Genomic DNA, 12,401 nt, shown 5'->3' on the forward strand with positions numbered 1-12,401 from the left:
TCGGGCTCGTTGGCGTTGAGGTCGTTGGCGTTCTCGTCCTCGAGTTCTCCGAGTCCCTCGGCGGCGACCGTGGCGCCGGCTGCTGCGGTGGCGGGATCGATGCCGTCGCGATCGGACCGGTCGTCCTGCTCGGCCTCCTCGCTCGCCCGGCGTTCCTCCTCGCGCCTCGCTCGCTCCGCATCCGCCTCGGCGCGCTGCTCCTCCCGATCCTCCACCGCGTCGTCGACCCCGTCGCCGTCGCGGTCATGGTCGTTCTCGAGGTCTTCCGCGGCCTGCTCGGACTCCTCGGCTTCCTCTTCGCGGTCTCTTCGGTCCTCGACCCGGTCGTCGACGCCGTCGTGGTCCCGGTCGTTGTTCAGGCTCTGGTCACGCTGACGCTGCAACTCGTCGATCCGCGCCTGCTGCTCCTGGATCTGGCCGGCCAGGTCGCGCTCGTACTGCTGCAGGGCGGCGAGCTCCGCTTGGTGGGTCCCCGCCTCGGGCCTGGGGATGGCCCGGTCCATCTGCTCGTCCCAGTTCCTCCGGTTGAGCAGGTCTTCGACGGAGGTCCGCCCCGACTGCCAGCGGTCCAGCAGGTTCCGCGCTTGCCGCCAGAGCCGCTGCAGCTCCGCCAGCCCCTGGTGCATGCCTGCCAGGACCTCGTCCACATCGTGCTCGCCGGTTTGGATCGACATCAGGCCACCTCGCTGGCATAGACGGAGTATCCGAAGCCGGCCGCGTCGTCGTCCGGGCCCGGCTGAGACGCATACAGGTGGAACTCGGCTCCCGGACGGAGCCAGACCGCCAGGTGCCGGCGGCGCCCGCGCCACTCCGGCGGGATGCGCGGGTCGTACCCGGGGCCGACGTACACCGGTGGTCCCCACAGACGGCGGGCGAGCTCCAGTTGGTCCGGCCAGCGCAGGTCGAGACCCTCCTCGGCCTGTGCCAGCTCGGACGGCGCGATCTCGTACGCCGACCAGCCGCTGCGGGGGCTCTCCGGGAGGACGGCGTCCGGGAGCACGAGCATCACGGTCTCGCGGCGGGTGACGAGGCCCCAGGTATAGCGGGCGGGATCGATGTCCCCGGGCGCCCACGGACGCCAGCCGGTGACGGCGGTGACGCGGTTGACCATGGCGCGGATCGCCTCCGCACCGGTGGCCGGTGGACCCCAGACCGAGCGCCAGTCGCCGACCTCGGCCAGGTCCGCCATCGCGCGCTCGTCGTCGTCGGACGACCGCTCCTGCGTCTTCACCCCGCCACACTCCCTTCGTCAAGTTGACCCAGAGTATGCCCCGATCGGTGCCACCAGGAGCCGTCGATCGCAGACCTGTGGACAACTGGTTCCGGGTACGCCGTTCGCGAGCAGTAACCGCCGTACGCCGTTCGCACGCCCCCAACTGCGTTCTAGTGGAAACATGAAGCTCCCGGCACCCCCGACGTTCTCGTCGCCCCTGCATCATCCGCGGGTGGCGACCGTCATCGGCCGCTGGCTCGGGACCACCGTGGTCATCTGCTTCCTGACCGGTCTCTACAGCCACTTCCTCCAGGACACCCCGAGCTGGCTGCCCGTCCCGAGCCGCCCCGCGAACCTGTACCGCGTCACGCAGGGACTGCACGTGATCAGCGGCACCGTCGCCGTACCGCTGCTGCTCGCCAAGCTCTGGACCGTCTACCCGAAGCTCTTCGCGAAGCCGGATCTCAAGGCCGTCGGCCAGCTGATCGAGCGGCTGTCGATCCTCGTACTCGTCTCGTCGATGGCGCTCGAACTGTTCATCGGATTCGTGAACACCCTGCAGTGGTACCCGTGGCCGTTCCCGTTCCGGCAGACGCACTACGCGCTCGCGTGGATCATCGTCGGCGCGCTACTCGTCCATCTCGCGGTGAAGCTCCCGCTGATCCGCGCCAACTGGCGCCGTACGCCGGAGCGCCGGCCGGAGTCGCTCCCGGCCGAGACGACCGGGCTCACCCGTCGAGGGCTGTTCCGTACCGTCGCAGGCGCGGCCGCGCTGGTCGGGATCACCACCGCGGGGCAGTCTGTGACGCCGCTCGGATCCGTTGCTGTTCTCGCGCCGAGGAAGCCGAACATCGGGCCGCAAGGACTGCCGGTGAACCGTACGGCGGCCGCGGCGGGCGTCGCCGGGATCGACGCGAACTGGCGGTTCACGATCGCCGGACCGAAACAGCTGTCGTACAGCCTCGAGGAATTGCAGCACCTGCCACAGAGCCGGTCCGCGCTGCCGATCGCTTGCGTGGAGGGATGGAGCCAGGGCGCGCATTGGGAAGGTGTGCGGATGCGGGATCTGCTGGAGCTGTGTGGGGCGCCGGCCAGGTCCCGCGTGCGGGTGGTGTCGATGGAGAAGGGCGGGTTCTACGCGACCAGTGAGTTGCCGGAGGACTTCGCGGCGGATCCGTTGACGTTGCTGGCACTACGACTCAATGGGACCGAGCTCGCCCTCGATCACGGGTTTCCGGCGCGGATCATCGCGCCCAACCGTCCGGGGGTTTTGCAGACCAAGTGGGTGCACCGGTTGGAGGTCGTCGTATGAGGGCACGGATCGCAATGGTTGCCGCCGGCATTCTGATGGCCCTGTGGGGTGGTTGGAAGCTGCTGCAGAGCGTCGATGTGCACGGGTTGGTGCGGTTGCCGCTCTGGCTGGGCGGAGCGGTGGTGGCGGACGACTTCGTGCTTGCCCCGCTGACCGTTGCCGTCGGGTGGGTGGTCGCGCAGTGGTCGCACAGGCCGGGTGCGCATCGGACGGTGGGCGTCGTACGAACGACCTTGCTGTACGTCGGAATCACCAGTCTGATCGCGATACCGCTGCTGCTCAGGCAGGGCACCGGCGTGAACCCGACGGTGCTCCCCCGCGACTACCTCCGCGACTGGCTTGTGCTGGAGGCAACGATCGTGGTGATCGGTGCCGTCGGCTACTTCACGTTCAGCAGGAGGCGGGCCTCGTCGGGCGACATCGGCGGACGCTGAGCCAGGGTCGCCAGGGTCGCGGCACGCTCGACGAGTTCCGCGTTGTGCGTGACTGGCACGCCCTTCGCGAGCGTCAGCGTGTCCTCCATACCGACGCGGAGGTTGCCGCCCTTCGACAGCGCCGCCAGTGCGACGGTCAGCGACGTACGGCCGATGCCGGTGGCGGACCAGGACGTGACGGCGTCGGGGAGGGCGTTGACCGCGGCAACGAGCGCGTCCGCCGTACCGGGCATGCCGCCGGGCACCCCCATCACCAGGTCGCAGTGCACGCGCCCGCCGTACGGCAGTCCGCACTTGTCCAGCAGCCGGTGCAGCGCCGCGACGTGACCGAGGTCGAACAGCTCGAACTCCGGGACCACCTCGCGCTCCTGCGTCAGCTGGAAGAGCTGCGTGACGAACGGCCACGGGTTCATGAACACGTCGTCGCCGAAGTTGACCGTCCCCATCGTCAACGAGCAGGAGTCCGGCGCGGCGTCCAGAACACGCAGGCGGTGCTCGTACGGATCAGTCACGGCGCCGCCCGTCGACAGCTGGACGACGAGCGCGGTGTTCTCCCGCACCGCCGCGACCGTCTCGGTCAGCCGGCCGAGGTCCAGCGTCGGCCTGTGCTCGCCGTCGCGGATGTGGATGTGGATCATCGCGGCCCCCGCCGCCTCGCAGCGCTTCGCGGTCTCGACCAGCTCGTCGAGCGTGGTCGGCAATGCCGGGCAGTCCGCCTTCGCGGTCTCGGCACCGGTGGGGGCAACAGTGATCAGAGTCGACGCCATGGACAAATCCTGCCAGATCCGCTCTCGAAACGAGATATTTGCCGGTGAGCAGGTCCGATGACCGGACGATCTCCTGCACGAGATGATGTGCGCATGAGAGCCGTAGTACAGCGAGTCAGTCAGGCGTCGGTCACCGTGGACGGCGAGGTGGTCGGTGCGATCGACGGGCCCGGCCTGCTGATCCTGCTCGGGGTCACGCACGACGACACCGCGGAGAAGGCGGCCGCGCTGGCCGCGAAGATCTGGACCCTGCGCATCCTGGACGGCGAACGCTCGGCCGCCGACGAACAGGCGCCGATCCTCGCGATCAGCCAGTTCACGCTGTACGCCGACACCCGCAAGGGCCGCCGCCCGTCGTGGAGCGCCGCCGCGCCGGGCCCCGTGTCCGAGCCGCTGTACGACGCGTTCTGCGCCGCGCTGCAGGACCTCGGCGCGAAGGTCGAGCGCGGGATCTTCGGCGCCGACATGCAGGTCGCGCTCGTCAACGACGGGCCGGTCACGCTGATCCTGGACGCATAACGACGCCGGCCCCCGGATCCGTGCGGGATCCGGGGGCCGGCGCTCTGCGTCGGTGAGGTTCGACTCAGAAGATGATTGCCGTGATCAGCTGACGACGCCGGCGGCCGAGTGGGCAACGACAACCTTGGTGTTCAGGCTGTAGACGTCGATGACCAGCGCGTTGACCTCGATGTAGCGCTTCTGCCGCATGACCTGGTTGAAGGTCAGCTTGGCGATCCCCGGAATGTTCAGGGTCTTGTTCTCACCGGTCGGGACGGCGTAGGTCTTGCCGCCGACCTTGATGGAGGCGATGGTCGAGGAGGAGCTCACGCCCGCCTTGTTGTCCTTCGTCTTCCACGCCGAGGCCGAGGACTCGATCGCGCCGATGGACAGGTTGCCCACCTTCACGCCCGCGACGTGCGAGGTGAAGTTGATGTAGGACTTGTTCGCGCCGATGGCGCCGTTCTTGGTGGTGTAGACACCGCCGACGTAGGCGACCTTCGGGATGTTCAGCTCGCCGACCGCGACCCGGACCGTCTTGCCCTCGGTGCCCTGGCAGGTGGTCTGGAGCGAGGTGGCGTCGGAGACGACCAGCTTGTCCGCCGTCGCCTTGGTGCCGTACGCCGAACCGATCACCAGCGCGGTCGCCGGCTTCGAGATCTCCGCGCGGGTCTTCAGCACCGCGACGTCGACGCCCTGCGGGATGAACTGGTTCTTGACCGTCGCGTGGATCACGACCGCCTGCGCGTACGAGTAGATGCCGGAGGCGGTCTTCACGCCGCCGACGCGGTTCAGCACGATGTAGCCCAGGCCCGGAATCGCGACCTTGGTGTTCGGCTTCGGGTTGATCAGCGACGGCACCGAGATCGCGCCGATCCGCACGCCCGCGAAGGTGGTGCTGCCGGTGTAGGACAGCTGGCCCTTCGAGTACTTCGACGTGGTGGTGGTCTTCACGCCGGTCAGCGTGAGCAGAGTGCCGACCTTGACGTCGGCGGCCGTCGCGGTGCTGGTGACGCCGGTGCCGCTGGCGTTGTCGAACCCGTGCGTGTCGGTCTTGACCGTGCGCGCGATGGCCTGCCCGTTCACGTTCGCCGCGGCGATGTCGTTCTTGTCAGCCTTGTTGGCGTCCGTGGTGCAACCGAACTTGCTGATCACCTGCGGGCCACTGTTCGCCAGCCCGGATTCGACGTCGGTACCGTACGAGTAACCGCTGTAGCCGAAGACCGGCGAGGCGGACGCGGAACCAGACGTCAGCGCAATCGTAGAAGCCACGCCGACAACCGCCGCAACACCGACGGCAGCGAGCTTCTTGTATCCGATGCGGGGTCGCATTGACCCCTCCTCCCTGAGTGATGACGTGACCCGAACTGCGGGTCAGGACACAGACACAACTCGGCCGATTGCGTTAGGTGACGAGCCGACCCCGCTCCGAGATCAAACCGTTACATTCCCGGCCGGATTCGACCGACACCGGAGTAACCCGGATGCGATGTCCCGCAACCCCTGCCGGCAAAGGCGGTCCAGGCATGCCGAAGGGCCCGGACGCGCAAGGTCCGGGCCCCTCGGTGCTTACTTCAGGGTGGGCCACCGTCTGGTGGGGGTGGCACCTTGTGTAACGAGCAACTGCTCAGACGGTGACGGCCACTTCCGCGACCTCGCCGTACTGAGCGACCACCTGGCGGTCGACCGGCTGCGCCTTCGGGGCCAGCGTGCGCAGCGTCCAGCTGCCCGGCGCCGCGAAGAACCGGAAGTGCCCGGTGGCCGAGGTCGGGACCTCGGCGGTGAACTCACCGCTGCTGTCCAGCAGCCGCACGTACGCGCCGCCGACCGGCTCCTCGCCGCGCAGCACCTGGCCCTGGATCACGGCCTCCTTGTCGACGTCCACGCCCTTCAGGTCGAGGCCGCCCTGCTTCGCTCCGCACATGTGTCAGGCCTTTCCGGGTTCGTCGCCGAGGGCAACGGGTACGCCGACCAGCGAGCCCCACTCGGTCCACGAACCGTCGTAGTTCTTGACGTTCTGCTGGCCGAGGATCTCGTGCAGCACGAACCAGGTGTGCGCCGAGCGCTCGCCGATCCGGCAGTACGCGATGGTGTCCTTGCCGAAGTCCACGCCGGCGTCGGCGTACAGCTGCTTGAGCTCGTCGTCGGCGCGGAACGTGCCGTCGTCGTTGGCCGCCTTGCTCCACGGGATGTTCGCCGCGGTCGGGATGTGACCCGCGCGCTGCGCCTGCTCCTGCGGGAGGTGCGCCGGGGCGAGCAGCCGGCCGGCGTACTCGTCGGGGCTCCGGACGTCGACCAGGTTCTTCACGCCGATGGCCTCGCCGACCTCGTCGCGGAACGCGCGGATGTCCAGATTCGGCGCCTTCGCCTTGTACTCGGTCGCGTCGCGCTTGACGACCTCGTCGGTCAGCTCGCGGCTGTCCAGCTCCCAGCGCTTGCGGCCGCCGTCGAGCAGGCGGACGTCACCGTGGCCGTAGAGCTTGAAGTACCAGTACGCGTACGCCGCGAACCAGTTGTTGTTGCCGCCGTACAGCACGACGGTGTCCTCGTTCTTGACGCCACGCTCGGACAGCAGCGCGCTGAACTGCTCCTGGTTGACGAAGTCCCGGCGGACCGCGTCCTGCAGGTCGTCCTTCCAGTCCAGCTTGATCGCTCCGGCGATGTGGCCGGCGTCGTACGCCGAGACGTCTTCGTCGACCTCGATCAGGACAACGCCGGCGTCGTTCTTGTGCTCCTCGACCCAGTCGGCCGAGACGAGCGCGGATTCCCTGCTCATGTGGTGCTGCCTCTCAGTTGGTAGCGGTGGATGGCGTACGGATGCGGTGGATCAGTAGGTAGGCCTCGCAGCCGAGGCAGAGCCCGACGGCCGCGTTCACGAACGCGGCGACCAGGGCGAATCCCGTGGCGACAACTCCCAGCACGGTCGCGCCGGTCAGGTACCCGGCCAAGCCGGCGACCGCGAAGACCAGGCCGACCAGCTGGGCGAACCGCGGCGGCGCCGCGTCCTCCAGCTCCTTCGGCTTGCCCAGCCGGGGCCGGACCAGCCGCCTGAACAGCCAGCCGTACGGCGATGCCTGCACGCCGAACGCGACCGACACCGCGAACACCACGGCCTGGACCGCGAGCGGCCAGGGGTTGTTCAGGATCAGCGTCAGCGCGAGGACCACCGTGGTGACACCGGCCGCGAACCGGAGACCGCGGGGATCGACCTGCTTCGCCACCTGTTGTTCGGACATGACGACTCCCGGTGAAGGAGGTTGTCGAGCCAGAACCCGCCCGAGTGTGCGGGAGACGACGTACGCGGAACCGTGCTCAGCGACCGGTTCCGCAGCGCTCGGGACGCCGCCTGGTCAGCGGCGTCGACACAGCGACGAGCGCATCCGGCAGTTGTCCACTGCCCTGCGCTTGGTCAGCCATGTCGTGTAAACCACGTGTCGAGAGTACGGAACCTGGGCGGGCCTGCCACCGACGGTCCCATACAGTGAGACAATTGATCACATTCTGGATGAGGTGCGGACGACGTTCGTCGCGGCCACCTTGTCGTGCAGGGCCTGCTTCTTGTCATCCCAGAGCGGCCACAGCTCGTTCAGCAGGGCCGCGAAGCTGAACAGGGTGCCGACCAGCGGAATCGCGGCCAGCAGGCTGAAGCCCACGTAGACGCCGTACCGCTTGAGCACCGCGCTCCCCGGCGGGTTGCCTGGCACGTCACGGAGCCGGACCGCGATACCGAGCGCCATCTTGCCCGGGGTGGCGCCCTTCTTGGTGAGGAACAGGTACTCGTAGACGAACGAGACCAGCAGGGCGATCAGTGTGGCGGGAATCATCCACTTGTAGAGCTCGGGCGGCAGCGCGGTGCTGGTTGTCGGCGTACCGGCCGCGGCCTTGTCGAGGGTGTCCTGGAAGTACTGCCAGAGCACCTTGGAGTACTGGTAGATGAAGTAGCCGGTCAGGGGGAGGCCGATGATGCCGGCGATGATCCCGTCGAGCATGCGCGCGAACACCCGCCGCCACCAGCCGGAGAGCATCTGGCCGTCTGGGGTCGTGTAGATGCGCTGGCCCGGGTAGCCGTAGCCCGGCTGGCCGTGACCGTACTGCTGCGGGCCGCCGTACTGCTGTTGCGGGCCTGCGTACTGGCCGTACTGCGGCTGCCCGTACTGCGGCTGCTGCCCGTACTGGGGCTGTTGGCCGTACTGCGGCTGGGCAGGCGGTGGTTGGTAGCCCGGGATGCGCTGGCCGTACCGGGGCTCGTCCTGCTGCGTCGGCTGGCTCGGCTGCGGGCCGCCGTACACCTGACCGTGCTGTGCGGGCTCGCCGTACCGCGGGATGTCAGCAGGCCGCTGCTGGCCGAACTGACTCGCGAACGGAGGTGGGCCCTGCTGCGGCCGACGCTGATCCGTCCAGGCGTTTCCGTCCCAGTACCGCTGCTGGGCCGGGTCCTCGGGGTCGTCGTACCAACCTGCTGCTTGAGAGCTCACCGGCAAAGTCTTGCCTACACCCAGGGGCGTTGGCCATCGGGTGGCACCTACCGGACGGTCTCAGCTCGGCTGGCGGTCGATCGCGGCGGCCAGAGCGGCGATCACGTCCGGCTTCCGGGGTGCTCCACTGGCGCGCTTCACCACGGCCCCGGTGGCGTCCAGGATCAGCGTCGTCGGGGTCCGGAGGATGTCCAGCCGGCGTACCAGCTCGAGGTGCGACTCGGCATCCAGCTCGACGTGGCGTACGCCGTCGACCATGCCCTCGACCTCGGCGAGCGTCCGCCGGGTGGCACGGCACGGCGCGCAGAACGCCGACGAGAACTGCAGCAGCGTCGCCCGCTCCCCCAGCTCCGAACCGAGGTCACCGGCCGTCACCCGCTCCACGTCGACCTCACTCTTCCCACGAAACCGCCCGTCCACCCAGGCCTTGAGCACACTGAGCACCACACCGGCGACCACAGCACCGGCCAGCACCCACAACCCAAGACTCACAATTACCCACGGTACGACGCCCCCTTCACCTTTCAACCACCCATTTCAACCACTGAGAAGGTGCTGCCAGCTGTGCTCCGGTCTAATGGAGGTGTGGATGGAGTTGTGGTGCGGGCGGGGGTGGTGGTGCCGGAGGGGGAGTTGGGGTGGCGGTTCTCACGGTCCGGTGGGCCTGGTGGGCAGTCGGTGAACACCACGGACAGCCGGGTCGAGCTGAGCTTCGACGTGGCCGGTACGTCGGCGTTGAGCGACGTGCTGAAGACGCGGGCGCTGGAGCGGCTGCAGTCGCGGCTGGTGGACGGCGTACTGACGATCGCGGCGTCGGAGTACAAGTCGCAGTTCCGGAACCGGGAGGCCGCCCGGGAGCGGCTGGCGGTGGTCCTGCGCGAGGCGATCGCCCCGCCGCCGCGCAAACGCCGCCCGACCAAACCGAGCAAGGCCTCCGTACGACGCCGCCTGGACGACAAGAAGCGCCGCGGCCAGACCAAACGCCTCCGCGGCCGGCCGGACGACTGACGCGCCCCCTGCGAAAGTTACGCTTGCGGGCGTGCAGGAATCGGGGAGCGGGGGAACTGGGGAGCAGGAGCCGGAGGAGCTCCCGGAGTTCCGGGATCTGAAGGTGCGCGGCCGTTCGGTCAGGACCTGGTCGATCGGCGCCGGCGCCGTACTGCTCGTGATCGCCGCGGCGTTCGGCGGGCTGAAGAAGGCCGGCGACGAGACACCCCACGTGTCCGCCGGTACCGCGATCGACGCCGGCCAGTTCGAGGTCACGCTCGAGCACGCGACCGTCGTGAAGGACCTGAAGCCGCTGTTCACCCCGGAGCCGGGCGGCGTACTGCTCGCGGTGGTGACCAAGCTGAAGGTGACCGACAACACCGGTACGACGCCGCCGCTGGACATGATCCGGCTGGTCGGCGTCGCCGGGGTCAAGGACACCGCCGGGCCGATCGGTTCGACCAACCTTCGCGACGCGACGATGAACCCGGTGCTCACGCCGGACGCCACGGAGGACGTCGCCTTCGTCTGGGAGCTGCCGAAGGGCGCCAAGATCCCGGCCGAGGTCAACCTGACGGTCCAGGGTTACCAGCACGTGGACGAGTCGCTCCTCGACCACCACGAGAAGTGGCTACCGGACAAGGTCGTCGCCGACAGCACCGTCGCGGTGAAGGACAAGCGCCAGTGACCGGCCGGAAGCTCGCCAACATCGGACTGACCATCGCCGTGCTGGTGGCGATCGTCGCGCTCTACCGCTGGACGCCGGACCAGAAGGCCATCCAGGACCCGACCCCGGTGCAGGGCATCGTCGGGCGGCCCGTGAAGACGCCGCGGTTCAACCTGACCGTGAACGACGTCCGGGTCGGCAAGAAGCTCCGGATCCCGTTCTCGAAGCCGGACCGGGACTCGCTGACCGACTTCGTCGTCGTCGACGCGACCGTCGTGGCCACCCGCGAGCCGATGCACATCCTGGGGGTGAAGATCCGCTCGGCGGACGGCGTCACCTACCTCGCCTCCAACCGCAGCGGCCTGGACCAGGTCGACCTGACCGGCTCGCAGTTCTCGCCGGACATCCCGGTGCGCGGTTCGTTCGTGGTCGAGATGCCGGCCGACAAGGTGCCCGGGGCAACGTTCCTGGTGATGGAGAAGTCGATCCTGAACGACCTCGAGCCGCAGGTCACCGTGCCGCTCGGCGACAACGCGCCGAAGCTCGAGGACGTGGTGGCGCTGACGGATGCGAGCGCGCTGTGAGCGGCGCACGCCGGGCCCGCCGCGGCTGGCTGCGGAAGAACACCGCCGCCCTGGCGACCCTCGTCGTGGCGATCCCGTTCGCGGGCTGGTGGACCACGCGCAGCGACTACAAGTCCTGGTACGACGGCGAGCCGCGCGATCCCGTGGAGGTCGCGGCCGGCGGTACGTCGTACAACGGCGCCACCTGGTACGCCGCGAGCCTCGAGCAGGACCCGCAACCGATCCGGACCGGCTTCACCAACGCCAACGCGGACAAGCTGCCGCCCGGCACCACCCGGATCCGCGTGTACTTCCGGCTGCAGGTGGACAAGCTGTCCGCGCTCGACGGGCTCGGCGGCTGCTCGATGCACCTCCGCGCGCCGGACGGCCGTATCTGGGACGAGACGGTGGTGGCCGATGACTACCAGGACCGTCCGACCGGCTGCACCGGCGGTACGGACGACAAGCCGGACAGCTGGCGTGGCGCCGCCGCCCAGTACTACCTGAAACCGGCCGCGGGGAAGCCGTTCGAGACGGTCGCGATCTTCGTCGTACCGACGTCCGTGGCCGGCACCGTGCGGCCGATGATCACCTGGGCTACGAAGCTTCCTCAGTACTTGGCATTCCCGAAGTAGCGGCGCTCAGGTCGGTGACGCCCTGGTCGCCGGCCGGCTGCTCGTAAACCGCGCGGGTGCGCGGGCCGAGGTAGCCGGCCAGGCCGCCGATCATCCGGTCGTACGCCGCGGCCAGCAGGCTGACCTGCAGCATGATCTTCAGGCCGTCGGTCAGCAGGCTCAACGGCTCGTCGACGACCTGCCAGAACTGCAGTGTGTGCGGCCCGAGCACCCAGAGCTTCAGCGCGATCCACACCCCGCTCGCGGCGAAGGTGACGACGGCCCAGGCCAGGAAGTACCCGAGCATCGGGCGCAGACCGGAGCGGACGACCAGCCGGAACGCCTGCACGACCGGGATCCACCGGTCCTTCCAGTCCGCGACCACCGAGTTCCCGGCGACCCGGACGATCCGCGGCGTCTGCTGCCAGCGGTTCGTGAGCCGGTCGAACCGCCAGCGCGGCTTGTCGGGCTTCTGAAGGACGCGTCCGTAGATGACCGCGGTCATGGTGATCCACATCAGCGGGAGGACCGCAGCGCTCCACAGGTCGCCGACGCCGGCCGCGACGAAGCCCGTCACCGAGTCCCACACCTCACGGACCTGGTTCACCCCGAGTACATGGTCCAGCACCCAGGTGTACCCGTCCTGCAGCCATTGCCAGGCAACCCGCTGCTTCAGCCACGTCTTCGGCGGCGGGATCACCGACGTTGCCTGGTAGACCACAACGAAGATCCACAGCGCCTCGAGGTACGTGACGAACAGCTTGCGGACCGGGCCTTCCTTCTCCTTCTTCCACCTCTTGAACACGAAGCGGAGCAGGTACGCCGTGACGCCGAGGCCGATGAACAGCCACGTGGACAACGACTGCAGGCC

16 protein-coding genes and 1 pseudogene are annotated in these 12,401 nt (G+C 68.7%); 7 read left to right on the plus strand and 10 right to left on the minus strand.

The window, feature by feature from the left end; genetic code table 11:
* Positions 1-674: pseudogene (locus VFF46_RS19265) on the minus strand (hypothetical protein); the annotation flags it as partial.
* Positions 674-1,231: a hypothetical protein gene (locus VFF46_RS19270; protein WP_325038539.1), complete on the minus strand. Its 558-nt coding sequence runs from the start codon at positions 1,229-1,231 to the stop codon at positions 674-676. The pseudogene VFF46_RS19265 and the gene VFF46_RS19270, both read right to left, overlap by 1 nt.
* Before the next feature lie 163 nt (positions 1,232-1,394).
* On the opposite strand from VFF46_RS19270, the gene VFF46_RS19275 reads away from it, so the two are divergent.
* Complete coding sequence (locus VFF46_RS19275) at positions 1,395-2,525, plus strand: molybdopterin-dependent oxidoreductase (protein WP_325038540.1); 1,131 nt, start codon at positions 1,395-1,397, stop codon at positions 2,523-2,525.
* The gene (locus tag VFF46_RS19280; RefSeq protein WP_325038541.1) at positions 2,522-2,959 is read left to right on the plus strand and encodes a hypothetical protein; all 438 of its coding nucleotides are present in this window, start codon (positions 2,522-2,524) and stop codon (positions 2,957-2,959) included. The genes VFF46_RS19275 and VFF46_RS19280 overlap by 4 nt, the downstream gene beginning before the upstream one ends.
* Here VFF46_RS19280 and VFF46_RS19285 read toward each other — a convergent pair.
* Positions 2,905-3,726 (minus strand): 3-keto-5-aminohexanoate cleavage protein, encoded by an 822-nt coding sequence (locus tag VFF46_RS19285; RefSeq protein ID WP_325038542.1) that lies wholly within the window; start codon positions 3,724-3,726, stop codon positions 2,905-2,907. The two genes, VFF46_RS19280 and VFF46_RS19285, sit on opposite strands and share 55 nt — an antisense overlap.
* A gap of 93 nt (positions 3,727-3,819) precedes the next feature.
* Here VFF46_RS19285 and dtd point away from each other — a divergent pair, with 93 nt between their 5' ends.
* The gene (dtd, locus tag VFF46_RS19290) at positions 3,820-4,245 is read left to right on the plus strand and encodes a D-aminoacyl-tRNA deacylase (protein ID WP_325038543.1); all 426 of its coding nucleotides are present in this window, start codon (positions 3,820-3,822) and stop codon (positions 4,243-4,245) included.
* Between the two features lie 84 nt (positions 4,246-4,329).
* On the opposite strand, the gene VFF46_RS19295 is transcribed toward dtd, so the two are convergent.
* The 6 genes from VFF46_RS19295 to VFF46_RS19320 form a co-directional block, all read right to left on the minus strand.
* Entirely contained in the window at positions 4,330-5,496 is a 1,167-nt protein-coding gene (locus tag VFF46_RS19295) for a choice-of-anchor P family protein (protein WP_325038544.1), read from the minus strand.
* Between the two features lie 355 nt (positions 5,497-5,851).
* Complete coding sequence (locus VFF46_RS19300) at positions 5,852-6,148, minus strand: DUF1416 domain-containing protein (protein WP_325038545.1); 297 nt, start codon at positions 6,146-6,148, stop codon at positions 5,852-5,854.
* A 3-nt stretch (positions 6,149-6,151) separates the two neighbouring features.
* Positions 6,152-7,000: a sulfurtransferase gene (locus VFF46_RS19305; RefSeq protein ID WP_325038546.1), complete on the minus strand. Its 849-nt coding sequence runs from the start codon at positions 6,998-7,000 to the stop codon at positions 6,152-6,154.
* A gap of 13 nt (positions 7,001-7,013) precedes the next feature.
* Entirely contained in the window at positions 7,014-7,460 is a 447-nt protein-coding gene (locus VFF46_RS19310; RefSeq protein ID WP_325038547.1) for a DUF4395 domain-containing protein, read from the minus strand.
* A gap of 258 nt (positions 7,461-7,718) precedes the next feature.
* On the minus strand, positions 7,719-8,699 hold the full coding sequence (locus VFF46_RS19315; RefSeq protein WP_325038548.1) for an RDD family protein: 981 nt from the start codon (positions 8,697-8,699) through the stop codon (positions 7,719-7,721).
* Positions 8,700-8,759: 60 nt separating this feature from the next.
* Complete coding sequence (locus VFF46_RS19320) at positions 8,760-9,191, minus strand: thioredoxin family protein (RefSeq protein ID WP_325038549.1); 432 nt, start codon at positions 9,189-9,191, stop codon at positions 8,760-8,762.
* Between the two features lie 93 nt (positions 9,192-9,284).
* Between VFF46_RS19320 and arfB the strand changes: the two genes are divergently transcribed.
* From arfB to VFF46_RS19340, 4 genes are read left to right on the plus strand one after another with little or no spacing between them, the layout of a single operon-like run.
* Positions 9,285-9,707, plus strand: a complete 423-nt coding sequence (arfB, locus tag VFF46_RS19325; protein ID WP_325038550.1) for an alternative ribosome rescue aminoacyl-tRNA hydrolase ArfB — start codon at positions 9,285-9,287, stop codon at positions 9,705-9,707.
* 31 nt (positions 9,708-9,738) lie between these two features.
* The gene (locus VFF46_RS19330) at positions 9,739-10,374 is read left to right on the plus strand and encodes a hypothetical protein (RefSeq protein ID WP_325038551.1); all 636 of its coding nucleotides are present in this window, start codon (positions 9,739-9,741) and stop codon (positions 10,372-10,374) included.
* Positions 10,371-10,937 carry a hypothetical protein gene (locus VFF46_RS19335; RefSeq protein ID WP_325038552.1) on the plus strand — a complete coding sequence of 189 codons (567 nt, stop codon included), beginning with the start codon at positions 10,371-10,373 and terminating at the stop codon, positions 10,935-10,937. The genes VFF46_RS19330 and VFF46_RS19335 overlap by 4 nt, the downstream gene beginning before the upstream one ends.
* Positions 10,934-11,551, plus strand: coding sequence for a hypothetical protein (locus tag VFF46_RS19340; protein WP_325038553.1), 618 nt, complete (start codon positions 10,934-10,936; stop codon positions 11,549-11,551). Before VFF46_RS19335 ends, VFF46_RS19340 begins: the two co-directional genes overlap by 4 nt.
* Here VFF46_RS19340 and VFF46_RS19345 read toward each other — a convergent pair.
* The coding region (locus tag VFF46_RS19345; protein ID WP_325038554.1) for a hypothetical protein at positions 11,514-12,401 on the minus strand (888 nt) is incomplete at its 5' end. The two genes, VFF46_RS19340 and VFF46_RS19345, sit on opposite strands and share 38 nt — an antisense overlap.

The sequence above is a fragment of the Kribbella sp. genome (genome assembly GCF_035655035.1).
GTDB lineage: Bacteria > Actinomycetota > Actinomycetes > Propionibacteriales > Kribbellaceae > Kribbella.

What these genes read in the sequence shown, in the direction of transcription:
- VFF46_RS19275 (WP_325038540.1), top strand. Translation starts at nt 1,395, where the DNA reads ATGAAGCTCCCGGCACCCCCGACGTTCTCGTCGCCCCTGCATCATCCG.
- VFF46_RS19280 (WP_325038541.1), top strand. Translation starts at nt 2,522, where the DNA reads ATGAGGGCACGGATCGCAATGGTTGCCGCCGGCATTCTGATGGCCCTG.
- VFF46_RS19285 (WP_325038542.1), bottom strand. Translation starts at nt 3,726, where the DNA reads ATGGCGTCGACTCTGATCACTGTTGCCCCCACCGGTGCCGAGACCGCG.
- dtd (WP_325038543.1), top strand. Translation starts at nt 3,820, where the DNA reads ATGAGAGCCGTAGTACAGCGAGTCAGTCAGGCGTCGGTCACCGTGGAC.
- VFF46_RS19300 (WP_325038545.1), bottom strand. Translation starts at nt 6,148, where the DNA reads ATGTGCGGAGCGAAGCAGGGCGGCCTCGACCTGAAGGGCGTGGACGTC.
- VFF46_RS19305 (WP_325038546.1), bottom strand. Translation starts at nt 7,000, where the DNA reads ATGAGCAGGGAATCCGCGCTCGTCTCGGCCGACTGGGTCGAGGAGCAC.
- VFF46_RS19310 (WP_325038547.1), bottom strand. Translation starts at nt 7,460, where the DNA reads ATGTCCGAACAACAGGTGGCGAAGCAGGTCGATCCCCGCGGTCTCCGG.